We start from the raw sequence: 25,301 nt of genomic DNA on the forward strand, positions 1-25,301 counted from the left end.
CAAACACAGCATCGTCACTCAAGTCAGAGCGATAGACCGTAACTACGATGGTCTGACCGATCATATCTACTTTGCTGACTTAGGCGGGCAAGTATGGCGTGCTGATATTAATAACAATAAAGATACGGATACCTTTAAAGTAGACCGAGTGGTAAAGGTGCTAGACGTTAGCGATCAAGCAAGTGGCAATGATGCTGATGCTGATGCGCCCCCACGTATTTATGAGCGTCCCCTTATCACGTTTTATAATGGCAAATACGACTATAACTATGCTGCTGATAGTACCGGCACTTACTCAGGCGTACAAGCGATGATAACGGTAGGGACAGGCGATCGCAGCAATCCAGTATCAGCCGAGAGAGAGACGCCGGATGCGCTATATACCATCATAGACAAAGACATCAGCCGCAGAGATTTGTTTGACTATAGTAGTGATGCAGCCTCTACGATTAGCTTACGTACTCCAGTCATTGAGGTTGGCGATTTTGAGGATGACGCAACAAATAATAAGCTCCAACCGCTGACCTTTACTGAATCAGATAGAGGTACAGACGGCATCAGACAAAACATGATTAACAATAAAGTACAAGGCTGGTATATGCCCTTTACTTACTGGGATGAGGGCGAGGTAACAGGTAGCAAATACAAGCTCAAGATGTTTAACGAGCCGGATGCTATTGCTGGCATATTGATATCCTCGACGTACAACCCTGACGAAGGGCAGGATATCCAATCCTGTAGTGCGGGTGTCATAGGCTCAACCCAGCGCGAGCGCACGTGTCTGCCTTATGGTAGCTGCTCAGAAGATGCAGATACACCACGCTCAACTTTCGTTGCAGGATCAGGTATTGTGGACAACATTATCAGTCAATATAATAATACGTCTGTATTTTCAAGTCTCGTCAATCGCTGTGAGGGCGATGAGTGTGAGCCTGATCTCATTTGCCCAAGTGGCGATTGTAATGACAATAAGGATAAAGATGGGAATGATATATTCAAGGAATGTGTCGGGCCAAATTGCGGTGTGGAGAGTGGTATCAATACCGACAAACGTCTCAACCCATTAGGCTGGTTGGAACATTGATATGTGTATAAAAGCGAACAGCTCTATCACTCGGCAGATGGGGTTTACGTTAATAGAGCTGATGGTCACAGTCGCAATCGTCGCTATCTTAGCAGCGATTGCGCTACCAAGCTATCGCGCTCTTGTCGTTCGCAATGCGGAAGCAGACGTACAGCGCAAGATGCTAGCACTGAGTAACGAGCTTGAGCAATGGCGAGCAAAAGCACTGACCTATAAAGGTTTTAAACCTCAGTCAGATAATATCGCCGACGCTACAGGCGCGATCAATCAGCCAGCGACCAATCCGCGCTACACTATCACGTTAGGTCATCTAATAGGCAATCCACCCTCAGCAACTTTCAGTACTCTACACGAAGGCAGCGGGCGCGCTAACAACTGGATCATGATGGCAACGCCCGTCGATATGGTAGGAGCCGATAGCTTTTTGCTCTCAAGCCAAGGCTTGCGTTGTGCAAGTAGTAGTACTTTTGATATCACAGAAGCTGATTGTACAGGAGCAACGATATGGTAACGTTGTCAGTAGAGACAAAAAAGATCACCCTAGATCGACGTCCATCTACTCAGACAATGCAGCAAGCAGGCTTTACGCTGATAGAGCTGATGATCGTCGTGGCCATCGTCGGTATCTTAGCGGCTATCGCCTATCCCAGCTATCAAGGTTACATCGAGCGTACTAATCGCGCGGATATGATGAGTGAGATGCAGCAGATAGCCAGCCGTATCGAGGCTAATAAGATAAACTATAGGCGCTATGATAGAGTGCCACTTTCCTCTATATTCTCATCTACTGTTGCTACTGATGGTAGCACAAATTTCCCTGTTTCGGGATCTGCGCTATATACAGTGACGATAGGTACAGGGTCATGGGGAGAGACAGACTGGACTACAAGTACGGATACATTAGGAGGCCGTGACTGGACGATTATAGCCACACCAGTCTCAAATCAACGTATGGCGGGTGATGGCACGCTCACCTTATCTAGTGCTGGGCAAAAATGTCGGGGCACAACCTGTGGTACAGGAGATGAATGGAAATAGTCAGTACGGCTGCTTTTTTGTGACAATTATTGTCAGTTATCGTGAGCCAAAGTAGCGGCCATTGACATAAACTGACACTTTTAGGTATGCTTAGCGTAACAATTAGTGTCAGTAGATAGCAGTATGGTAAGTATCTGCACGAAAATATCGATAAATAGCGATAAGAATTGAGCACTTAGCATATATAGCTACTGTGACTAATAATATTGGCACGCTATATGCATCTACTAGGGCATGAAAGACCAATACATTAAATAACAAAAGATAGCGCGAGCGAATATCCGTTATTTTTATCCCTCTAAAGGAGTTCTTATGAACACTCAAAAAGGTTTTACCCTAATCGAACTAATGATCGTTGTTGCTATTATTGGTATTTTAGCGGCAGTCGCTGTTCCTGCCTATCGTTCATATGTGTCTACAGCGTATGGTGCCGCCGCTATGGGCGCGGTAAATAACTATGTGCCAAAAGCGCAAGCCTGTATCCAAACAGGTATTGGCTGTGAGTCATTAAATGGTTCTACTGTTGAGCCTAAGTCTGATCCTGAGCTGGCCACAGCTGCAACCCCTTCTGACATAACTGTAGATTCGCAAACTAAAGTTTATAAAACCAAGGATGTGGCTGAACAGACGGATGTAATATTATATGCAGCTAATAAAGGGTGTCTCATAACAGCTACGCTTACTGCTGCCGGTGGAGCAACCTTTACTGCTACAGATGCGAAAACTGGCAAGGCTACAACTGCCGATGCTGCAGCTACTGAAAAGGAATGCAAGAAAGGTGCTAAGCTTGACTAAGTATAAGTAATTTTAGGCTAGGCTTTAGCCAACTCACAATCTCAATTCGCTACTTGCTACCAAAAAATCCAAACGTTATGTTTGGATTTTTTGTGTTTAAAGAAAATAAAAATTGTTATAGCAAGTGTAGGCAGGGAAAGCAAGCGTAGGCTGGGCTTTAGCCCAGCGCCAAACTTTGCAATATCATAATGCTGGGCTAAAGCCGCAGCCTACCAAACATGTCCTACCTGCTACCTATCATATCGAATGTTGACACCTTTATTATTCACATCCGTTCCCCAATCATCGGGATACACGCCTTTTTTAATCAACTTGTGCAACGTAGAATATTGCCAATCTTGAGGAGTGGTGACGTAGCCATGTTTGACAGGATTATAGTGAATATAATCCATATGGTTTTGATAGTCGATTTCATTGCGAATACGATGTTCCCAAAATCGTCGTTGCCAAATCCCACGTTCTCTTTTTGCTTGTCGTGAGGCAGTAATGGCTTCGGTTTTATTGAATTGTCTAGAGAATTGGCTTTTGATACTCGCCACTATGACAGCGTAATCATCAGAGTCTAACGCTAAAGTAATGAGCATATGCACATGATCGGGAAGCACAACCATTGCGTCTAAATCAAAGTGATGATGTTGAATTGTTTTAGCATAGGCGTCACGAAATTTATCAATATGGGTCAAGAGTAATTGAGAGTGTCGATTGGCTAAATTAAAGGTTAAGAAATAGCAGCCACCTTTAGTTTTATCACGAATGTAGTTGCTCATAGTGGGTTCAGTGTGTAGGCGAGGTTATAGATGTAGGTAGGCTGTGGCTTTAGCCCAGCGAATTTGCGTAGATCGTTCAATGCTGGGCTAAAGCCGCAGCCTACGAACCATTCAGCGTAATGCTGAGACACGAAAAAGGCTAGGTAGTTGAGGTAGGCTGGGCATTTTGCCCAGCTAAGTGATATAAAAAAGGCCGTAGCAAAAGCCACAGCCTTAAATTAGAAAGCATAAGCAAATACTATATAAGTAATTGCTGCCTAAAAAATAACTACTTCTCTAAATACTGAATCTTACCTTCCACACCATCCCACTTTTCAGCCTCTGGCAACTGACCTTTCATCTCGGTGATATTTGGCCACTTTTGTGCCAGCTCTTCATTTAATTGGGTAAATTGCTCTTGGCCTTTGGGTACTTCATCTTCTGAGAAGATCGCATTGGCGGGACATTCTGGCTCGCATAGCGCGCAGTCGATGCATTCATCAGGATCGATGACTAGGAAGTTTGGCCCTTCATAAAAGCAGTCCACAGGGCAGACTTCCACACAGTCAGTGTATTTGCAACGGATGCAGTTATCTGTAACGACGAAGGTCATAGTGCTGTCTACCTGTTATTGGCTTAAGGCTAAATAGAATAGTTTGGAATAAGGCATATTTTAACGCTTTTAGGGCGATTTGACAAACCCCTTTACTGACTAATGATTTTCTTCAGATGATACAATAAATCGTGCGCCTGTTTGGGCGTTAGGCTATCGGGATCAATTGCACCCAGCTCATCTTGCAAGCTAAACAATTGATTTTGCTGTGGAATATCCATCGTGCTTTGATCTTCCTTCACGCTTCTATCACTTGCTATCTCTGATCTGTTAGCATAAGCGTGCGAGCTTTTATCTGTTACTGACTTAGCTAAGTCATTTTTGTCATCAAGGTTATCAATAATAACTTTGTCGTTATCCGCTTTAAGGTTGTCAGCCTTTAAGTTATCTATGCTTAAGTTGTCTACCTTTAAGTTATCTAATAAGTAACGCTGGGCATCATTAAGCACCTGGGTCGGGATACCTGCCATTTTCGCCACATGGAGTCCAAAGCTAGAGCTTGCTGCGCCGTCCTTGATTTGATGCAGTAGCAGTAGTTGACCATCGATCTCACTGGCAGCGACATGGACATTACGAATACTGGCGTGGCTTTGGTGTTTATTATTTGCCAATTGCGTTAGCTCAAAATAATGGGTGGCAAATAACGTCAGGCAGCCAATCTCTAGTAGCCTGTTGACGCAAGCATGGGCAATGGCTAAGCCATCAGTGGTTGCCGTGCCGCGTCCAACTTCATCCATCAGTACCAGTGACTTATCGGTCGCCTGATTGAGAATATTAGCCGTCTCTATCATCTCAACCATAAAGGTTGATTTACCGCCTGCTAAATCATCCGCCGAGCCAATACGGGTAAAGATGCGGTCGATATCACCAATATAAGCACTGGCTGCTGGGACAAAGCTGCCACAATGGGCAAGCAGAACAATCAATGCCGTTTGGCGCATATAGGTTGATTTACCGCCCATATTAGGGCCGGTAATCATAAGCAGCCTTTCAGGATGTGCTTTGCTGCCAAGCTGACAATCATTAGCGACAAAATGGCTCGCAGGTTGAATACTGTTGCTCTGATTAATGCTATTAACGGTGTTTTGCGTATTGGCTGGACTTAGCGCCGCTTCGACCACCACATGACGACCTTGTTTAATATCGATACTGGTTTGGCTGTTATTGTTTATATGGTTGTTTGTATTGTTGTTTGCGCTATTGGTTAAACCGTCGTTTTCTAAGCCATGACTCATCACTGGACGCTGCCAGTTATAAACTGTCGCAAGCTGTGCCCAATTACTCAGCACATCTATTTGGGCAATCGCCGCGCTTAACTGTTGTAGCTCGGCCAAATGGCTGTTTAAAATGGATAATAGTTCATTATACAGCTGCTTTTCACGAGTCAATGCTAATGTCTGCGCGCTTAGATATTCGGTCTCGACTTCTTTTAAATCATCAGTGATAAAGCGCTCGCTGCTCTTTAGCGTTTGCCGCCTGATAAAGTGTGCAGGGGCGTTCTTTGCTTGCATCTTAGGTAATTCAAAATAGAAGCCGCTGACCTTATTAAAGCCGACTTTTAGGCTAGGTAATTGGTTATCTTGACGCGCACGCTCTAGCATCTCATCCAATGTTACTTGGATATTGTCATGGAGATGAGTGAGCCGATCAAATTCTTCATCGAAGCCTGCGGCGAGCATACCACCATCGCGGATATGGGCTGGTGGCTCTACAACAATAGCACGCTCAATCAGCTCAGCGACGGACTGTACCGCAGGCAGCTCGGCAGGTAATTGCTGCATAAGCATGGGCAACAGGCCAGACTGCTCGTGGCTAATACCTGAATTCGTCAGTAAAGTCGTGAGCTGTGCACTACTGGCAATGCCATCAGCGAGTTTACGTAAGTCGCGCGGCTTGGCGCTCATCAGCCCGATACGGCTACTGATGCGCTCGATATCACCGATAGCGTTTAGGGTTTCGCGTAAACTGGTAACTAATGGGCTGTTTCCTAAATTTTGGTTGGCTTGTTCAGTTTGATTGTCTTGATTTAAAAGACTGGCTATCGCCTCCAAACGCATATTGATACGCGTGTGTTGTCGCAGTGGGCGCTTCATTTGCTGCACCAGTAAGCGTCTTCCCATTGGCGTTTGACAATGATTGAGCACAGATATTAAGGACGTACCATTAGCACTCACAGGGGTAAATAGCTCAAGGTTTTGCTGGCTATTAGCATCGATAATCAAATAGTCGTTGCTATATTCGACGATGAGCTGGTTAAGCTGTGGTACATGACGCTGCTGGGTTTGCCGTGCATAATGTATCAGTGCCGCGCAGCTAGATTGGGCAAGTGGGACGTCATGAATACCAAGCCCATCAAGGCGTTGTACCTCAAACTGTTGACAAAGGGTTGCGCTGGCATGCTCACGGTGAAAGTCATTAGCCGCCACTTCGATAATAGGGCAGTCAAGATTTTGCCGTAGCCACAACGACCAATTTTCTCCAACTTGTTCGCCGAGTTCTTCACTAATAATACATTCACTTGGCGCAAAGCGTGCCAGCACCGTCAGCATTTGAGCTTGCAAGTCTTCGATATCGTCATTATTAGCGTTTACTGTTTGCGTCGTTAACGTCCCTGCGGCTAAGTCCATTTGGCTAATGGCCGCTTGTAACGGTTGCTTGCTATTCGCTTTTGGCAGCGCAATATCAATCGCAACGACAGTCGGCGTATGATTGGGCGCAATTAGGGCATCATCAGTGATGGTTCCGGCGGTCAAGGTTTTAACCACTTCACGGCGCATGATGCTACCAGCCGCCGATTTACTTTTATCTTTTTTCTGCTTATCGCCCATCTTAGGCGTATTGGACGGGTTGCTAGTAACTGAATCGTCAATTTGCTCACAAACAACCACGGTTTGCCCAGCCACAATCAGCCGCGCCATATAGCTATCGGCTGCATGGAACGGCACGCCAGCCATCGCAATGGTGTTACCAGCTTTATCGGTGCCACGGCGGGTTAGGGTAATATCGAGTATCTGCGCCGCTCGTTTGGCATCCTCAAAAAATAACTCATAAAAATCACCCATCCGATATAGCAATAATGCTTGTGGATAGTTGGCTTTCATGGTCAGATACTGCACCATCATTGGCGTATGGTCTGCTAAATGATAGACGGCATCGCCTATGACCAATGGTGCAGATGACACTGGCACAGATTTTGAATTGTTTCTTGAATTGTTTCTTGAATTGTTTCTTGAATTGTTTCTTGAATTGTTTTTTGAATTGTTTTTTGAATTGTTTTTTGAATTGTTCTTTGATGTCATTTTCGAAGTGTTTTTTAACGTAGTTTTTAATGTATCATCAGTGTGAGCAGAGGGTTTGACAGACATGCAGGATCTCTTATATCGTTTTTATCTTTCTTAAATAAATTTGGCTAAATAGCGAGTTTCAGATATATATAGTTGGTTTACTTTAAAACTGATACGAGTGTTACTGATGCTAATTTTTCGCCGCCTCTGTCGGCGTAGGCACAGCAAGCTAGAAAAATTAGCATCAGTAGCGCGTCATAATATAAGATATCTATTTTATTTGGTATCGACTATATAAGCACTATTTTAACACGTCCAGCTGCCTTTTTACGTCGGCAAATATCTACTAACTGCCCTTGTATCCATCGCCGTCATAACCATATATAATAACGTCACACTTAATTGGGCGATATTTTATTGGACTGTCTTAAATTGGACAGTAACTAGCCAAACAATGAAAAAGCAACGGACGACGCGTTGGCTAATGCGCACTAATTATCGAATATTTCCATAGGTCAAAAAATTATGTTATCAAAAATTATAGGCAGTGTCGTTGGCACTAAAAATGACCGTGAACTCAAGCGTATGCGTAAAGTGGTCAGCAAAATCAACGCACAAGAGGCTGAAATACAAGCCCTGTCTGATGAGAAATTACAACAAAAAACCGCAGAATTTAAAGAAAGACACCAACAAGGTGAAAGCTTAGACGCCTTATTACCAGAAGCGTTTGCCGTCTGCCGCGAAGCATCGTTACGCGTTAATGGCATGCGTCACTACGACGTGCAGCTCATCGGTGGTATCACCTTGCACGAAGGCAAAATCGCTGAGATGAAAACCGGTGAGGGTAAAACCTTAATGGGTACCTTGGCCATGTACCTCAATGCCATCAGCGGCAAAGGCGTGCATTTGGTTACGGTCAACGATTATTTGGCGGCGCGTGATGCGGAATTAAATCGCCCATTGTTTGGCTTTTTGGGTATGACGGTCGGCGTTATTTATTCGCAGCAGCCACCACAAGAAAAAATCGACGCTTATCAAGCGGATATCACTTACGGTACCAATAACGAATACGGCTTTGATTATCTGCGCGATAACATGGTCTTTAGCTTGGCTGAAAAAAAGCAGCGTCCGCTAAACTTCTGTATTATCGATGAGATTGACTCTATCTTAATTGATGAAGCACGTACGCCATTGATTATCTCGGGTCAAGCCGAAGACTCGTCACGTATGTACGCCTTGATTAATACCATTATTCCCGTACTCATTCGCTCAAAAGACGAAGAAGCCAATAAGAATAACGAAGAAGAAGATTTTTGGATCGATGAAAAGAATCGCCAGATTGAGATTAGCGAAAAAGGCTATGAGAAAATTGAGCGCTTCTTAATCGAAGTCGGCGAGCTGGGTGAAAGCGAAAGCTTATATAGCCCAAGTCGTTTACCACTATTGGCGCACGTCCAAGCAGCTATTCGCGCCCACCATGTGTTTGTCAAAAACGTCCACTATATCGTCGATGAAGGCGAGGTGGTCATCGTTGATGAAAATACCGGTCGTACCATGCCTGGTCGCCGCTGGTCAGAAGGCCTGCATCAGGCGGTTGAAGCCAAAGAAAACGTCGAGATTCAAGCGGAAAACCAAACCCTTGCGACCACCACCTTCCAAAACTTTTTCCGCCTGTATGATAAGTTATCTGGTATGACGGGTACGGCGGATACCGAAGCAGCAGAATTTAAATCAACCTATGACTTAGACGTCATCGTTATTCCAACGCACGAGCCGATTGCGCGTATCGATATGGATGACCAAATTTTCTTAACCAAGTTAGGCAAATACAAAGGCATCATCCGCGAGATTAAAGAAATTCAGGACAAAGGCGCACCAGTACTGGTTGGTACGGCGACGATTGAAGCCAGTGAAGAATTGTCTTATCTACTCGATCAAGATGGTGTCAAGCATAACGTCCTAAACGCCAAGCAGCATGAGCGCGAAGCCGACATTATTGCCCAGGCAGGTAGCCCAAAATCTGTCACCATCGCCACCAACATGGCAGGTCGTGGTACCGATATTATCCTTGGCGGTAACTGGCAGTCGTTTATCGAAGATATTGAAGCGGTTAGCCCCGATGAGATGGCGCGTCTAAAAGCACAATGGCAAGTCAAGCATGACCAAGTCGTTGCCGCTGGTGGTCTACATATCATTGGTTCTGAGCGTCATGAGTCACGCCGTATTGATAATCAGCTACGTGGTCGTGCTGGTCGTCAGGGTGACCCTGGTATGTCACGCTTCTTTTTATCACTCGAAGATGACTTGATGCGTATCTTCGCAGGTGATCGCGTGGTTAATATGATGCGCGCCATGGGCCTCAAAGAAGACGAAGCCATCGAGCATAAAATGGTTTCTAAATCGATTGAAAACGCCCAAGGTAAAGTCGAAAGCCGCGATTTTGATGCGCGTAAAAATCTATTGAAATATGATGATGTGGCCAATGAGCAACGTAAAGTTATCTACGGTCAGCGCGATGATTTATTGGCAGAGATGGATTTGTTAGAGGCCATCGAAGTGATGCATCATGAAGTTTATAATGCCATGATTAGCCAGTTTATCCCGCCAGGTTCTATCGATGACCAATGGAATGTCGATGGCTTAGAAGACGAGCTTGAGGAAGAATTTAAGATATCGATGCCAATTAACGACTGGCTCGATGAAGATCGCCGCTTGGATGAAGAAGGGCTGCGTGCCAAAATCATCCAAACCGCGCTCGATCATTATCATGGTCGCCGCGAGCAGATGGGCGAAAAAGATGCCGCTCAGCTTGAGCGTCACTTTATGCTGCAGAGTCTAGATAAGCATTGGAAAGAGCATTTAACCCAAATGGATCAGCTGCGTAAAGGCATTCATCTGCGTGGTTATGCCCAAAAAAACCCTGAGCAAGAATATAAGCGTGAGTCGTTTGAGTTGTTTCAAATGATGCTGGGGGCAATTAAATCTGAGACGGTACAGGATTTATCACGTGTGCATATCCCGACCAAAGAAGAGCTGGAAGCATTGGAAGAGCAGCAGCGTGAGAATGCGGCGCAGATGCAAATGCAGTTTGAGCACAATGACGTTGATAATATGGATAGTAGTGCAGCAGAACAAGCGCAAAATCGCAATGTAGCGGGTAGTGCGGCAGCAGCAGGTGCTATGGCGGGCGCTGGCGGTGCTAATGCTGGCAACAATGCCAATGAGCCAAACCCATACGCGGGTATGAACATCAGTCGTAACGCACCTTGCCCTTGTGGTTCGGGTCTTAAGTACAAGCAATGTCATGGCAAAATATAGTTATACCAAACCCAAAAAGTACGATTAGCTGTGTCAAACTCGTTTAGTCTACAAGGCGTAGTACTTTCACTCCTGTTCCTTAGCTGAATTCTATACAGCCCCTAATAAAAAGTCTCTGTCTATAATAGATAGGGGCTTTTTTTATATGCTGGGTGTTTTATATGCTGAATACTTTATATATATAGTTAAAATACTTTAAAAACGCTACGATACTGCTGGTATAGTTTTTTTGTAGCCTCTGTCTGCGTAGGCACAGCAAGCTAGAAAAATTTATAACAGTAGCACGTGGCTATTTACTTTATTACAATCGCATTTCTTTTATGTTGAACTGGCTGTATTATCGTTGTTGTAGTGATTACTTACAAATTCAGTGTAGGCGAGCATTTATGGACACGCTATAGTGTTTAAGATATTTATTTGGGAGAGTGTTATGAATTTAGAATTATTAAAACAGTTGCGTACCTCTGTGGTTATAACGGGTTTATTAGCTGGCGCCATGACGGTTAGTGCTTGTCAACAAAAACAAGAAACAGACCCAAGTTTAGAAGACGGTATCAGTGAAGAGCAGTCAGTACCAATGTCTGCTGAGCCTGCTGAGCCAAGCGATGTTGTCGTAGATGCACCGGTAAGCGACGTAGAAGATGATACGGTTGCTACCGTAAACAATGATGTGACTCAGATATCCTATCTGTGTGCACCTGAATTAGCAGTCGAAGCGACTTATAAAGATACTGACAACCAAGTAGTTATTGGTACGGCCAAAGGAACAGTCACATTGACCAAAACCAATGATGGCAGCAATCCTGAAGTGTTTGAAGGATCGACAGCTATTGATGGTAACGAAGGCTTTGTGCAGTGGCGCGTGGCCCATAAAGAACGCGAGACAGGTGTGATGCGTACTGCTGGTGCAGATGCCTCTAACGTCAGTACTTATGAATGTAAGAAAACAGAAGAAACACCAGAAGACGCGGTATAAAGTAAGCTTTATCAAACGAGCACGGCCTATAATCAATCTATTATAAAACAGGTACGTTCAAAATAACGTTCTGCTGGGATAAGTTTTCCTCGCTTGTTGTGCGCTTTGCACTCCAGAGGCTTCGAAAAATTTATCCCAGCAGCACTATATTCTTTTTAAGTTGGATTGACTATAGAGTAAGACCCAATAAGAAAAGCAACGTTCGCGTTGCTTTTGTTATGTCCAATTTTTCTTATGTCCAATTTTTAAAACTTGTAGGAAATAGCTTTATTTTCTTTGCGTAGTATCGCGCTCATGTGCCAAGAACCCTTCTTCTGCCACATCTAGCTCTTCGTGCTTAAGTTCTACTTGGATGCTATCGGTATGGGTATGGGTGGTTTTATTAATGTCTACTTCTTGAATCACATGGGTGTCTTTGGTGATAGTGGCTACTTGACGCGATAAGATGATCTCAATCGGCTCATCGCCAACCTCAATCTGTTTGCCGTTCACCGTAACCACGGCCTTACTATCTAACGATGGCTCAACGTGGCGCAGTATGTCTTTATCATCATAACTGCCCGATAATAGATCCTGACTTTCGCTATCGTGGTATTCCGTACGCACTGTAATATATTCTTCTACCAGCTCAATAGGGACCTCGATGGTCTTGGTACGTGCGTGCTTAGTAACGGTAACTTTGCCAACATCCAAGCGTTCCTTGTTGATAACTGGACGCTCTTCTAATAGTTCAAGATGACCACCGCTGCTGGTGTTTGTTAGTGCGTCATTTTGATTGGCTAATACGGTTGGCTCTTGATTGTAGTCTTGTTGCTGATGGCTATGCTCGGCTAACTCATCGAGGTTTGGGGGTACAGATGCCGTTGTGAGTTGATCTTCTTTGTCGACTCTATCATTTATAATGGGTTTATTGTCATCGGTATTCATTATTGTATTCCTTATTGTCAGGCCGAAAAGTTTGGGCTATAAAAGTACTGAGCTGTAAAGCTGTTGGGTATAAAACAGTCGGATATAAAAAAAGACCAGAGGCGTGCTCTGGTCTTATTCACTGAGTTCATAAACTCAGCTGCTAATTGCAATCACATAGCCTTTTAAAATAGCCTTTTAAAACAGATATTCAACTATGTGAACACATTGCTTATTACATACCACGAGCGCGGCGTACATCTTCTGCGGTAATGCCGTCACGGTCTACGATGTTACCTTCACGGTCTACGACGTTGCCATCATTATCAATGTCTAACTCTTCACGCTGGATGGTTTCGACGATAGTTTCAGTATGACGCTCGGTGGTTTTACCAACGTTGACTTCTTCAGATACATAAGTATCTTTACCGACGCGGGCACGTTCAGCTTCTAGCTCCACTTCGACAGTCTCGTTACCAGTCACATCACCGATACGGCGGTCTGTTGGGCGATCTACGTTGGTGCGCTGTATATCGGCATGCTCTTCTTCGAGCTCAACATCGACATTGCGTTCTTCGGTAACCACATGCTTACCGACTTTTACTAGACCTGCAACGATGCGGTCTTTATTAACGGTTAGACGCTCTTCGAGTAGCTCTAGCGTGTTAGGTGCATCATAGGCGGTATCTTTAATTTCCATACGCTCTGCGGTTGGAATAGTATCAGCCGTAAATGCTTGACGATCTTTTTCGTATTGGTCTTTATAGCTGTACTGGTAGTCATGATCATAGACTTCCATGGCTTCAACTTGCGCCTGCGTTAAACTATCAAAGAATACGTCATCACCTACGATACGCGCTAGGCCTGCTGGTACCAATACTTCTTTTGAGCTGAACCAACCACCTGCATCAACGATTAAATAGCGGATGCGACCAGTGGTGTCTTCTACCAGTGCGCCCTCGATTTTACCGATTTTCTCTTCATTGACGCCGTAAGCAGTTTTACCTGATGGGTCATAATAGTCATCACCAATAAGGTCGCGGTGAGTCGCTTGGATGTCTTTTAAACGAATTAGTTGGCTCATTATTATCTTCCTTTTTATGAGTTAATGGTTATTTTTTTAAATATTAAAATTTTTATCAAATCTAAGCGCTGCTAAATTTAAGCGCCATTAAAAATGAAATCAGTCATTCAGTGAATATCAGTTAATGGCTTTTAATAACAATAGCTTTAATAACTTCGTGACTGACCTCTGAATCAACTTGTATTAATCGTAACACCATGATTTTTTATGAGATATATGAGCTAGGTAGCAAAGTGTGCGCTTGAAGTAATTGCGTGTAATAGGCTGTAAGCGGGATAACATAGCTGGGGGTAGAAACTTACGCGTCTTTACACAGAGCAATATTCCACGTGATTTGAGAGGTGACAGACACAAAAAAACCGCAGAGCCATGAGCCCTGCGGTTTTTTAAATATTGAGAAATCTATAATAAATGATAATTACAAAGTCAGTTTCACAATTTTGAACAATAACTTGCTTGAGTATTAAGCAAGTTCGATAGCCACTGCCACGGCTTCACCGCCACCGATACATAGCGTAGCGACACCTTTTTTACCGCCAGTACGTTTGAGAGAGTTGATCAGTGTGATTAAGATGCGAGCACCAGAACAGCCAACTGGGTGACCTAAAGCACAAGCCCCACCTTCGACGTTGACTTTAGCATGGTCGATTTTTAGCTCGTCCATCGCCGCCATGGTTACCATCGCAAAGGCTTCGTTAATTTCCCATAGATCAACATCAGCTATCGACCAGCCAGCGCCAGCCAAGACTTTTTCAATCGCGCCAATCGGAGCAATGGTAAATTCGCTTGGGTGACGCGAGTTCGATGCTGTCGCCAAGATACGTGCTTGATAATCTAAGCCTTCGGCTTTTGCTTGAGATTCTTTCATGACCACGACAGCTGCCGCACCATCAGAGATTGAGCTGGCGTTTGCCGCAGTGATGGTACCCTCTTTGGCAAAGGCTGGGCGTAGAGTAGGGATGCGCTCAGCGTTGGCCAGCGCAGGTTGCTCATCGGTATCGACGGTTTGCTCGCCTTTACGGGTTTTAAAGGTAACTGGCTCGATTTCGTCTTTGAAGTGACCGTCCTTGATAGCGGTTAGGGCGCGGTTGAGTGACTCGATAGCAAACTCATCCATCTGCTCACGGGTATAGCCTTTTTCATCGGCCATTTCTTGAGCGAACATACCCATTAGCTTACCAGTTTCAGCGTCTTCTAGACCGTCTAAGAACATATGGTCTTTGATTTCTTTGTGTCCCATACGGTAGCCGCCACGCGCGCCTGGCATGATATAAGGGGCGTTGGTCATTGACTCCATACCACCAGCGACCGCTACATCGAAGCTACCCGCTTTGATACCGTCGTGTGCTTGCATCACCGCTTTTAGCCCTGAGCCGCACAGTTTATTGATGGTCACAGCACCCGTCGCATCAGACAAACCAGCTTTACGCATCGCTTGACGGGCAGGGCCTTGACCCAAACCTGCGGTCAAGATACAACCCATGATGACTTCATCAATATTATTCGTGCTGACGCCTGAACGCTCAACAGCGGCTTTAATCGCAGCGGCGCCAAGATCTGTTGAGCTCATATCTTTTAATACGCCTTGGAAGCCGCCCATTGGCGTACGTGCGCCGTTTAAAATTACAATTGCATCATTTGACATCGTTATTATTCCTTATTAGGTGTTTTATATAAAAGTATTTCGCTTTGGGTGAAAGGCTTGTTTTTTGATAACCCTCCCACTTTTTAGATGTCTGGCTTACGCAAGCTCATCTAAGCGAATACGTACTACTTTATCAGTAATAGTATCCAGTTTTTCAATTTTTTTGATGGCCAGATTCATTTGACTCTCGACCACAGGCAGCGTCAAGATAATCACCGGCACTTCACCGGCTTTGTGTGCAGGTTTTTGCAAAATAGCATCGATATTAATACCAGCGTCACTCAAGATACGGGTGATATCTGCCAATACCCCAGGACTGTCGTAAGCATGTACGCGCAAGTAATAACCCGTAGTCATCTGCTCAGCGCGCAATATTGGCGTGTCAGATAGCTGCTCGGGAATAAACGCTAAGTGCGGCACATGATGGCCCTTGTTATTTTGATTAGTGTTGTTTTGATCGCTGCTATTTTGATCGCCGCTGCTTTGGTCGTCGTTGTCTTTGCTACCCAAGACCCGCACCAAATCCATGACATCGGCCATCACCGCAGAAGCGGTTGCACCTGCACCCGCACCGTCACCGCAATACAGCGTTTGTCCAAGTGGGTGTGAGTTGACCAGTACCGCATTTTTTACCCCATTGACGTTGGCAAGTAAGGCGTCCTGTGGGATAAGCGTCGGGTGTACGCGCAGCTCAATGCCAGCGTTATCAGCATTACCTTGACCATCACGGCGCACCGCAAAACCTAAATGCTTGATACGGTAGCCAAGCTCTTCGGCATAGTTGACGTCTTGTAAAGTAATCCCAGTAATGCCTTCACAATAGACTTTGTCAAACTGTAGCGGAATACCAAAAGCAATAGAGGCGAGTAGGGCCAATTTATGCGCCGCATCAATACCTTCGACATCAAAAGTAGGGTCTGCTTCGGCATAACCCAATGCTTGAGCTTCGCTGAGCACGTCGGCAAACGGACGACCCTTATCACGCATTTCGGTCATGATAAAGTTGCCAGTGCCGTTGATGATGCCAGCAAGCCATTCGACCTTATTGGCCGCAAGCGCTTCACGCATGACTTTAATAATGGGGATGCCGCCTGCGACCGCTGCTTCATAAGCAACATGCACCTGATGCTGTTCAGCGAAGGCAAAAATCTCATTGCCGTGCTCAGCCAATAATGCTTTGTTTGCCGTAACGACGTGTTTGCCGTTTTTGATGGCGTGCATGATGACGTCTTTTGCTAGCGTAGTACCACCAATAACTTCGATGACGATATCGACATTGTCACTGGCAGCGGTTGCCATCAAGTCACTGTTTTGAATGATATTAGGGTCAATATCATCACGCTGACGGCGGGTACCAACTTCGGTAATGATAATATCGCGTCCGCTACGGCGTTTTAGTTCATTTAAGTTGTCATTGATTAGATTGATCACGCCCGTACCAACGGTGCCCAGACCAAGTATCGCTAGTTTGATGGAATTACTCACAGTATCCTCAAGAGGTTAAATACAGTCAATCCTATATAAATTGGATACAGCGTCAGGCTCGCTTAGTCTACTATTTGTAGTCCTTTCACTTGCTTGCCTTCCTTGTATCCAAAGTATATTTAATTAACTATAGTTGAATAGAAATACTCAAATAAAAAGTATGTGGCTGAATTTTTTATAGTGCTTTATCGTATCATACCGACAAGCCGTTGTGACGTCTACACAATGTCGCCATTGTCATAGCGATCAACATATCGTGCAAAGTTATCGTGAAAACTATTGCGCAAAACTATCATGAATAACTATCACCTGACAGACGATTAAGCAGATCGTTAAATCGCGCCGACTGCTTCTGCCAATTGAGCCGCTGGTAGATAGCCGCCCACTTGCTGTCCAGACTCAGTAAAGATGGCTGGCGTGCCCCGTACACCAAGCGCCATACCTAGATCGATTTGCGCTTGGACAGGGTTATTACAGCTCGGTGCTTGTATATTGGCACCCATTTTAGCTTGATCCATTGCTGCATTGCGATCTTCGCTACACCAGATGGCTTCCATTTTTGGAATACTGCCTTCGCTACGTGGCCAGGCCAAATAGCGCACTTCAATCCCGCGCGCATTGATGTCATCCATTTCTTCATGGAGTTTGGTGCAATAAGGGCAATCGGCATCAGTAAAGGCATAGACGACAGATTTGGTAGCCCCTTTTGCTGGATAAATAACCATGTCTTTTTTGTCTACTGCTTTTAGGGCATCTTGTGCCGTTCTAGCAACCAAAGCACCGCTGATATCAACGGGTGCTTCATCTCCAACAGCAATAATTTGCCCTTGAATAATATGTTTACCAGACTTATCGGTAAAAAAGGAAGGTAAGCCATCAGCAGTGACCCAATAAATATCATCCATGTCCGTTGGTACCGCTGAAATGATGTTTTCTTCAATACCAGAAGTATTTAAATTCGCCTGTAACGCTTTTACCACGGCAGCATCGCTATCAGTAGATGCTTTGGCCGTGCTGACTTTGGTGTCGCTATCATTAACAATGCTGGTATTGCTGGTCGCATCCGCTGCATTGTTTGAGCAACCAGCAGCGATAACCACGAGCAGCGCGCCCATCATAAAGCGTGATAAGTTGTTGCGAGTAAAGCGGTTACCAGCAGAGGTGTTTTTTGCAATGGGGGATGACATATGGGTGTCCTGTAGGCATCGTACCTAATCGTGAATTCATTTTGAGAAAGGCGGCAATAAACTTTTATATATAACAGTCAATGCAACGGGTGGCTTAAGGGTCTAGGACGTGTTGAACATTCGATCGTGGCACTGATAGCGACTATTTGTTAGCGATATCTGTGCATGTTCAGCACGCCCTAAATTTACAGGTTTTTTACCATTTATTGATGATAAAAGATAAATGGTAATACCGCCTATATTAACATATTTATGGTAAATAGCAGCCACAGGCTATGTGGCTACTTATAGGCAGTTCCGAATAAAATCGATATAGTTGGTAGCATGCTGTAATGGCTGTAGTCTTTTTATTCACGACTAACTATAGTCGATTCTAAATAAAACAGATACGTTATATTCCAACGCGGAACTGGGATAAATTTTTCTGGCTTGCTGTGCCTACGCCGACAGAGGCCACGTAAAATTCATCCCATTCCCGCTGTATCGTTTTAATATTGAATTCACTATATATAGGCAAATGTGAGCGGTCATCATAGTGCTATGGATAAACATCTATTCATAAAATAAAATACACTTGTACTACTTAATATTTAGGCTTGTATAGGTAGTCTACTGCTAATAACCTTGGTTTTTATAAAGTTTGATATAAAACCACATCTATCACTCATTTTAAAACCATTCACTTTAACAGTTTTGCCCTAAGGAGCACACATGGCAGGTGCCAGTTTATTAACCCTACTTGATGATATCAGTGTGATATTGGACGACGTTTCAGTCATGACTAAAGTCGCCGCCAAAAAAACCGCTGGCGTATTGGGTGACGATTTAGCGCTCAACGCAGAGCAAGTCACGGGTGTCAAAGCCAATCGCGAGCTGCCAGTTGTTTGGGCCGTTGCCAAAGGCTCATTTGTTAATAAACTTATTTTAGTGCCAGCGGCAATATTAATTAGCGCCATTTATCCGCCACTGATTACTTTTTTATTGATGTGTGGCGGTTTATTTTTGGTCTATGAAGGTGCTGAAAAGGTCATTCATCGCTTTTGGCCACATGTGTTACCGCATGACGAAGAACAAAATGCCCGCAGGCAAGCCAATGCCGATGAAAGCGTAGATTTAGTGGCTTTTGAAAAGAAAAAAATCAAAGGGGCGGTACGTACAGACTTTATTTTATCAGCGGAAATAATTGTGATTGCATTAGGCTCAACGGCGACTGCCACCTTGCTAGAGCGAAGCATTGTGCTTTCTATTTTAGCGATCGGTATTACCATTGGTATTTATGGTTTGGTCGCTGGTATCGTAAAAATAGATGATGCAGGCCTGCATCTGATGGAGAAGGAAGGGGCGTTTACGCAAAAAATTGGCAAAGTGATGTTTGCTGCTGCACCCAAATTGATGAAATTCTTATCTATTGCAGGTACATTGGCGATGTTCTTGGTGGGTGGTGGTATCTTGGTACACGGCATTGGTTTTTTAGATCATGGAGTAGAAGGGCTCGCAGACTTAACGGGTATTTTTGAAAGCCTGACGACCACGATATTGAATGGTGCGATTGGTTTTGTCATTGGTGCAGTAATCGTCGCCCTTTTTACCATCATTGGTAAAATCCGTGGTAAAGATGACAAGTCAGCAGCTCATTAAGTCATGTCCTAGAGCAGTGTGTTAAAAAAGCTATCTCCTATAAAAAAGCCCCGAAACTCGAAAGTTTCGGGGCTTTTACTTTAACGTGAGTGATTAAACCGTATGGTTAGCTTTCGCTATCTGAATCATCAGACTCTAGCTTTTCAGCTTGCGTCGGCTTTTTATGCTCGGTTTTAGGCTTACGACTGCGGGCCTTTGGTACTTTTGGGCTGGTCAAATTAAACATACCCGTTTGCGGTAGCAGTTGCTCAGCCACATTTTCGATCATGTTTTTATAACTGGCTATCGTGGTTTTAGACTTAGCAGCTTGACTGTCTTCTTTAGTAGGTTCTTCTACATGAGCGTCAGGTGCTTGAGTAGCCGCTTCAACATTATCTGTACTTTCAGCAGCCACATTTATAGCGTCAGGATTGGTATTATCCGATGGCTCAGCCGTTGTGTGTGCTAGCACTTGTTCTACTGCTAGCAGCTGCTCGCTTTCGGTACTGATGTCATCTGTCTGCGCTTGATTGGCCAAAGCGGTCGCCTCGACATCATGCGCATCAACGTCGTTATCAGATTTTTCAGTCTTAGCCGCCTGTTCAGCAGCAATGCTCAACACTGCTGGCTCCTGATAGTCAGGGTGCTGACCACGTGGATCGTTGCTGGCACGTTTGCCAATAGCGCGTGGCTCAACGTCTGTTTTACCTTGCGTCGCTGCAAACTGACTGACCGCTTGGGTCATGGTCTCAAAGCGCGCTAGGTAATCCGCTGCTAATGGCTGATAGCCATAGTTGCTAAAGTCAAAATTTCTGTTCTCAACTTTAGTCTCAGTAGTCGGTGTGACATCCGTCTCAACGTTAGCAGGCTTTACTTGCTGATGTGCTTCGATAGCAGCGATAAAGCAGCTGATGACACCGTCATTTTTCAAACGACTCTCTGCATCTGTTAATGCCTTGCGAACAAAATCACCAACCGTACCGCGAATGCTTGGTACGCTCACTACTGCTTGCTCGGTTGCCTGATTAGCGGCTTGGGGCTTTTGGGCAGCTTGTGCTTGCTGGCTACGAACGACACGTGGGTCATTACTAGCCTGACCGAACTTCTCAGCCGTTACATAACGCGTGGCAAACAATGCATCGTGCGTTAGCTCCAGTGTGGAAGCACTGGTGCTTTTTTCATTGTCATGACTAACGTTGAGACCACTGTTGGCGGTTTCAACATTGCTACCATCGGCTTGGTTAGTAGCATTTGATTCTTGAGCCTTTGGTGCTTTTGCTACGCCGTCTACATTAGAATCTGCAGGCTTAGCACTATCGGCTTGAGTGTCGTTGTTGGTCTTAGACACTGGCTGCTGATCTACTGCAGGTTTTTTGTTCTCAGCGTCACTGTCAGACTTTGACGCGTCGTTTTGCGCCTTGTCTTTTGTAGCGCTCGCTTTCGCATCATCAGCTTTAGAAACGTTATCTTTAGAGCCTTCAATGTTAGAAGCATCAGCTTTAGAGACAGTGTCTGCGACGGCGTTTTTATCGCTACTTTTCTCCTCAGAGAGCTGTGTATTAGTACTCTGGTTAACATTGCTTGGCTTATCGCTGCTCTGTTTATCATTGCTCTGTGGCTCTGGCTTTGGTGAAGTAGCTTCTTTTGCCACATCAGCTTTCACTGTTTCAGCTTTGGTAGCACCATTTTCTGAGCTTTGCTTATCAGTAGATGGATGCTTGGCCTGTACAGACTTGCTGTCATCTAAAGATAAGTGCACAACTTCTGGCGACTTAAGCTCGGCTGATGCTTCATTGACCTGTATCATGACTTCGTTTGGGTCTTGGTTGCGACGCGAGTTAGCGTGGTTTTTGCTGCCATTCGCACCTGTTGCCGTCTGTTGGTTGTGTTGCTTAACGCTATCAGCAGTTAGCGCTTCTCCACGCTCTAGTTTTCCGCGCGAGCCACGTTGGCTATGTGGTTTACGCTTGGCACGAGTTTGCTCGTCAGTGCTATTGTCTTTGTCATCAGAAGTATTGTCGCGCTCATTTGTCGCGCGGTTACTGTTCTGGTTTTGGCGGTTGCTGTTTTGCTGACTGCTATCTTGACGATTGTTGCGGTTACGATCATTTTGGCGTCTGTTGTCCTGCCCCCGTTTTTCTTGGTTATCAGACTGTTTGTCGTCAGCGTTATTTGCGGCGCTATTCGAGGCGCTGTTATCTGTGTCGCTGCTCAGCTCATTACTAGTCTCGTCATTTTGTTCTTTTCTTTGACGCGGTTTAGAAGATCTAGACTTACGCGGTTTACGTCTTCTTCTGTCTTCGTTATTACTGTCATCAGTGTCGCTGTCTGAATGGCGGCGGGTCTGCTGACGATTGGCATTATTGTCCGGCTGCTGGCTGTCATCTTTTTGGCTACCCTGCGGAGTGGTTTGCGTAGGGCTTGATGTATCAGTGACTGCAGTGCTTAAAGCATTGCTATCAACTTGGCCGAATGAACCCAAACTTTGCGCACCCGTGTTGACAAGTGCTTCGATGGCTTCTGCTGCGTCACGACTACTAACATTAGGCGTGGTAGTTGCTTGCGGCGCTTGCGCAAATAGGTTTGATAACCAAGCAACGGCTTGCGGCTGGGCAGGTGTTTCAACATTTGCAGTCGGTGTTGCTACTGGGGTAGTAGCGGCGGCAACGCTTTGGCTTTTGTTGGCTTGCGGTACACGCGCTGATGACACATTATTGGTGTTTTGGTTATGGCGATGATCGTTGCTGTGTTTGTTATGCTCAACCGTATTATTTTGTTTGCTAGCAGGTTTATTGGTAGCCTTACTATCAGCTGATTGACGTGGCTGGCGCGTTGGCTGCTGCTCTGGGCGTTCCTTTTCAGCGGTTTGCCAGTCGACATTGTAGCCAAGATCGCTATGCTCTTGCTGTTGAGTGTCGGTGATACGCTCATAGCTCGATGGGGCAAAACCATCACGGTTGAAGTGCAATTTAAAGTTTGGCGATTCTAAATGTGCGTGCGGCAATATAGTGATGCGCGTGCCACTGTCTTGCTCAAGATAGACCAAACTATCGCGTTTTTCATTTAATAAGAATGCCGCGATATCAGTAGGCACTTCTGCTTGTACTTCACCTTGACGCTCTTTTAGGGCGATTTGTTCAATCTGACGCATAATTGATAGTGATAAAGAACGCAGGTCGCGAATCATGCCATTACCATGGCAGCGCGGGCAGATATAACCGGTTGATTCTTCTAATGATGGGCGCAAACGCTGACGGCTCATTTCCATCAAACCGAACTTAGAAATATCACCAAATTGTACGCGAGCACGGTCATATTTGGTGGCATCAATCAGACGTTTTTCGACTTCTTTTTGATGCTTATTGTCATTCATATCGATGAAGTCAATAACAATCAAACCACCCATATCACGTAAGCGCAATTGACGGGCAATCTCGTCGGCGGCTTCTAGGTTGGTATGATAAGCAGTTTCGGCAACATCCGAGCCTTTGGTGGATTTGGCAGAGTTAATATCGATAGAGACCAAGGCTTCAGTTTGGTCAATAACGATTGAGCCACCTGACGGCAGACGAACTTCACGCTGATAGGCCGTCTCGATTTGCTTTTCGATATTAAAGCGCGAGAACATCGGCTCGTAATCAGTGTATTTGCGTAGTTTTTCTGCTTGTTTGGGCATCACCGCATCGATAAAGCCAGCTGCTTCGATATAAGCGTTTTCGTTATCGATCCAAATCTCACTGATATCATCACGCAGATAATCACGAACGGCACGCGTCACAACGCCTGCTTCTTGATGCACCAAGCGCGGTGAAGGATATTTTTGATTTTGTTCTTGGATGGCTTGCCAAATATTAAGCAAATGGTTTAAATCGTGTTGCAAGTCTTCTTGGGTTTTGCCAATACCGGCCGTACGGATGATGACACTCATGCCTTTTGGCAGGTCAAGATTGCTCAGCATACGCTTCATATCTTCGCGCAATTTGCCTGAGATTTGACGTGAGATACCGCCACCGCGAGGGTTGTTTGGCATTAATACCAGATAACGACCTGCCAAAGACACGTAAGTCGATAGAGCAGCGCCTTTATTGCCGCGCTCTTCTTTTTCGACTTGAACGATTAATTCATCGCCCTCTTTGATCAGCTTTTTGATATTTTCGTCGCGTGGATTACCGCTCAAGTATTCGGCAGATATTTCACGAATAGGCAGAAAGCCTTGACGTTGTGAGCCATATTCTACAAAAACGGCTTCCAGTGATGGTTCGACACGGGTCACGTGACCTTTATAGATGTTGGATTTTTTCTGCTCACGGGTACGGTTTTCTAAGTCGAAATCGTACAGATGGTTGCCTTTACAAAGGGCAACACGAATCTCTTCGTTTTGAGTAGCGTTGATTAAAATGCGTTTCATATTACTATCCTATGAGTACGCATAACAACGATGGGACGGGATTTAGGGCGTAGCGGCAAGTCTGGCTAAAGTCTAAATTAGCGTTGTCAGATATTAGTGAACGATAGAACGTAAGTCAGGGTTTTAATAAAGCACGTTGGCTTTTTCAATGGCCTGTTTTTACCTAAAATATAGTAGCGGTACTAATGTTGCTAGCGTGAATATAAGGAATATAGGGTGTAAGGCTATAGGGTCATATTCTATCATTGATCGATTTGGTCGAAATATTAATGCGTACTATGAGTTTTTAGTATCAGTAAATTTTACTGGTAGTCATGTCAGCGCACTTTGTAAAGGTGGGCGACGGTCAGTTACTGGTTTAAAAATACGGATGTTAAAAACGCATCTTGCTGCGGCACTCAATCCATCAAAGTCTAGCAATAATACCGCTATCATAAATACTTTTATATAAAACTATTGTATAAAATAGCGATATTCAACAATTATTTATTTAGGTAAAGCAATTGGTCACTCTTTATTTATCGTTCTGTCTGGTATAACGTCAATCATATCTTGGGTGGTTTAAAGTTAGGTATCGCGGCTTTGGTTATCGGCGGGGCGTACTTGGCAAACAGAATCATTGACCCGCTCATCGGCGTGGTGCTGTATTTATATCTTTATCTGTTTGACCACCAATACTTAGGCAGCTATCGATATACTTCTCGAACCTAATACTAAACAATCCATACTTGCTCAACTGCACTCGCGTAAAAGACCATCAAATAAAGTCGTTGCCATGCGGGTTGTGAGTCAATGTTGTGTCATTACGTCAATAAACAGGCGTCTTGCCAAGTTTATTAACACTAAATTTATGAGCACAAAGGTATTTAATGTCACTATTTATAATGTCATTATTTATTTTATCACACTGAATAACGTCAGTGCGGTTGTTGCTATTACTACTATTTATGGGCTCACATCTATAAATAACGACAAGTTATATCTTTAATTTATCATTAAATATAGTATGCGTCCTAAAATCAGATAAAACGTCCAACCTCGGCAGCATTTACAGCTTTACCCTCGTTACAAACAAGTCGTAAAAATGATGAAGCTTTATCTATGATAGCCATAGA

The 25,301-nt window shown here is 44.6% G+C and carries 15 protein-coding genes and 1 pseudogene; 7 read left to right on the plus strand and 9 right to left on the minus strand.

Annotated features, from left to right (window positions below):
• The 4 genes and pseudogenes from ACT3TU_RS03725 to ACT3TU_RS03740 form a co-directional block, all read left to right on the plus strand.
• Positions 1-1,084, plus strand: a pseudogene (locus ACT3TU_RS03725) (hypothetical protein); the annotation flags it as partial.
• A 1-nt stretch (position 1,085) separates the two neighbouring features.
• Complete coding sequence (locus ACT3TU_RS03730) at positions 1,086-1,595, plus strand: type IV pilin protein (RefSeq protein ID WP_444784029.1); 510 nt, start codon at positions 1,086-1,088, stop codon at positions 1,593-1,595.
• Positions 1,596-1,651: 56 nt separating this feature from the next.
• Positions 1,652-2,122: a type IV pilin protein gene (locus ACT3TU_RS03735; RefSeq protein ID WP_444784051.1), complete on the plus strand. Its 471-nt coding sequence runs from the start codon at positions 1,652-1,654 to the stop codon at positions 2,120-2,122.
• 312 nt (positions 2,123-2,434) lie between these two features.
• Positions 2,435-2,917 (plus strand): pilin, encoded by a 483-nt coding sequence (locus tag ACT3TU_RS03740; protein WP_444784030.1) that lies wholly within the window; start codon positions 2,435-2,437, stop codon positions 2,915-2,917.
• 230 nt (positions 2,918-3,147) lie between these two features.
• On the opposite strand, the gene ACT3TU_RS03745 is transcribed toward ACT3TU_RS03740, so the two are convergent.
• The 3 genes from ACT3TU_RS03745 to mutS all read right to left on the minus strand — a co-directional run bounded on the left by ACT3TU_RS03745 (position 3,148) and on the right by mutS (position 7,398).
• Entirely contained in the window at positions 3,148-3,684 is a 537-nt protein-coding gene (locus ACT3TU_RS03745; RefSeq protein WP_444784031.1) for an REP-associated tyrosine transposase, read from the minus strand.
• Between the two features lie 268 nt (positions 3,685-3,952).
• Entirely contained in the window at positions 3,953-4,276 is a 324-nt protein-coding gene (gene fdxA / locus ACT3TU_RS03750) for a ferredoxin FdxA (protein ID WP_192524630.1), read from the minus strand.
• Between the two features lie 92 nt (positions 4,277-4,368).
• Entirely contained in the window at positions 4,369-7,398 is a 3,030-nt protein-coding gene (gene mutS, locus ACT3TU_RS03755; protein WP_444784052.1) for a DNA mismatch repair protein MutS, read from the minus strand.
• Between the two features lie 687 nt (positions 7,399-8,085).
• Here mutS and secA point away from each other — a divergent pair.
• Both secA and ACT3TU_RS03765 read left to right on the plus strand, forming a co-directional pair.
• Positions 8,086-10,878, plus strand: coding sequence for a preprotein translocase subunit SecA (gene secA, locus ACT3TU_RS03760; RefSeq protein WP_444784032.1), 2,793 nt, complete (start codon positions 8,086-8,088; stop codon positions 10,876-10,878).
• Positions 10,879-11,308: 430 nt separating this feature from the next.
• The gene (locus ACT3TU_RS03765; protein ID WP_444784033.1) at positions 11,309-11,854 is read left to right on the plus strand and encodes a hypothetical protein; all 546 of its coding nucleotides are present in this window, start codon (positions 11,309-11,311) and stop codon (positions 11,852-11,854) included.
• 267 nt (positions 11,855-12,121) lie between these two features.
• On the opposite strand, the gene ACT3TU_RS03770 is transcribed toward ACT3TU_RS03765, so the two are convergent.
• The 5 genes from ACT3TU_RS03770 to ACT3TU_RS03790 all read right to left on the minus strand — a co-directional run bounded on the left by ACT3TU_RS03770 (position 12,122) and on the right by ACT3TU_RS03790 (position 18,161).
• Positions 12,122-12,781 carry a YsnF/AvaK domain-containing protein gene (locus tag ACT3TU_RS03770; RefSeq protein WP_192524736.1) on the minus strand — a complete coding sequence of 220 codons (660 nt, stop codon included), beginning with the start codon at positions 12,779-12,781 and terminating at the stop codon, positions 12,122-12,124.
• Positions 12,782-12,995: 214 nt separating this feature from the next.
• Complete coding sequence (locus ACT3TU_RS03775; RefSeq protein ID WP_444784034.1) at positions 12,996-13,844, minus strand: DUF2382 domain-containing protein; 849 nt, start codon at positions 13,842-13,844, stop codon at positions 12,996-12,998.
• 463 nt (positions 13,845-14,307) lie between these two features.
• Positions 14,308-15,489 (minus strand): thiolase family protein, encoded by a 1,182-nt coding sequence (locus ACT3TU_RS03780; RefSeq protein ID WP_444784035.1) that lies wholly within the window; start codon positions 15,487-15,489, stop codon positions 14,308-14,310.
• Between the two features lie 96 nt (positions 15,490-15,585).
• A complete protein-coding gene (locus ACT3TU_RS03785; protein ID WP_444784036.1) occupies positions 15,586-16,974 on the minus strand; it encodes a homoserine dehydrogenase in 1,389 nt (462 codons plus the stop codon).
• A 332-nt stretch (positions 16,975-17,306) separates the two neighbouring features.
• The gene (locus ACT3TU_RS03790) at positions 17,307-18,161 is read right to left on the minus strand and encodes a DsbC family protein (RefSeq protein WP_192524578.1); all 855 of its coding nucleotides are present in this window, start codon (positions 18,159-18,161) and stop codon (positions 17,307-17,309) included.
• A gap of 711 nt (positions 18,162-18,872) precedes the next feature.
• Here ACT3TU_RS03790 and ACT3TU_RS03795 point away from each other — a divergent pair.
• Complete coding sequence (locus ACT3TU_RS03795; RefSeq protein WP_192524577.1) at positions 18,873-19,799, plus strand: DUF808 domain-containing protein; 927 nt, start codon at positions 18,873-18,875, stop codon at positions 19,797-19,799.
• 106 nt (positions 19,800-19,905) lie between these two features.
• On the opposite strand, the gene ACT3TU_RS03800 is transcribed toward ACT3TU_RS03795, so the two are convergent.
• Positions 19,906-24,186 carry an Rne/Rng family ribonuclease gene (locus ACT3TU_RS03800; RefSeq protein ID WP_444784037.1) on the minus strand — a complete coding sequence of 1,427 codons (4,281 nt, stop codon included), beginning with the start codon at positions 24,184-24,186 and terminating at the stop codon, positions 19,906-19,908.
• Positions 24,187-25,301: the final 1,115 nt, after the last annotated feature.

Source organism: Psychrobacter sp. AOP3-A1-26, assembly GCF_052378235.1.
Taxonomy (GTDB): domain Bacteria; phylum Pseudomonadota; class Gammaproteobacteria; order Pseudomonadales; family Moraxellaceae; genus Psychrobacter.

Coding starts and splice junctions, on each gene's coding strand:
- ACT3TU_RS03730 (WP_444784029.1), top strand. CDS start 1,086: ATGTGTATAAAAGCGAACAGCTCTATCACTCGGCAGATGGGGTTTACG.
- ACT3TU_RS03735 (WP_444784051.1), top strand. CDS start 1,652: ATGCAGCAAGCAGGCTTTACGCTGATAGAGCTGATGATCGTCGTGGCC.
- ACT3TU_RS03740 (WP_444784030.1), top strand. CDS start 2,435: ATGAACACTCAAAAAGGTTTTACCCTAATCGAACTAATGATCGTTGTT.
- ACT3TU_RS03745 (WP_444784031.1), bottom strand. CDS start 3,684: ATGAGCAACTACATTCGTGATAAAACTAAAGGTGGCTGCTATTTCTTA.
- fdxA (WP_192524630.1), bottom strand. CDS start 4,276: ATGACCTTCGTCGTTACAGATAACTGCATCCGTTGCAAATACACTGAC.
- mutS (WP_444784052.1), bottom strand. CDS start 7,398: ATGATGGTGCAGTATCTGACCATGAAAGCCAACTATCCACAAGCATTA.
- secA (WP_444784032.1), top strand. CDS start 8,086: ATGTTATCAAAAATTATAGGCAGTGTCGTTGGCACTAAAAATGACCGT.
- ACT3TU_RS03765 (WP_444784033.1), top strand. CDS start 11,309: ATGAATTTAGAATTATTAAAACAGTTGCGTACCTCTGTGGTTATAACG.
- ACT3TU_RS03770 (WP_192524736.1), bottom strand. CDS start 12,781: ATGAATACCGATGACAATAAACCCATTATAAATGATAGAGTCGACAAA.
- ACT3TU_RS03775 (WP_444784034.1), bottom strand. CDS start 13,844: ATGAGCCAACTAATTCGTTTAAAAGACATCCAAGCGACTCACCGCGAC.
- ACT3TU_RS03780 (WP_444784035.1), bottom strand. CDS start 15,489: ATGTCAAATGATGCAATTGTAATTTTAAACGGCGCACGTACGCCAATG.
- ACT3TU_RS03790 (WP_192524578.1), bottom strand. CDS start 18,161: ATGTCATCCCCCATTGCAAAAAACACCTCTGCTGGTAACCGCTTTACT.
- ACT3TU_RS03795 (WP_192524577.1), top strand. CDS start 18,873: ATGGCAGGTGCCAGTTTATTAACCCTACTTGATGATATCAGTGTGATA.
- ACT3TU_RS03800 (WP_444784037.1), bottom strand. CDS start 24,186: ATGAAACGCATTTTAATCAACGCTACTCAAAACGAAGAGATTCGTGTT.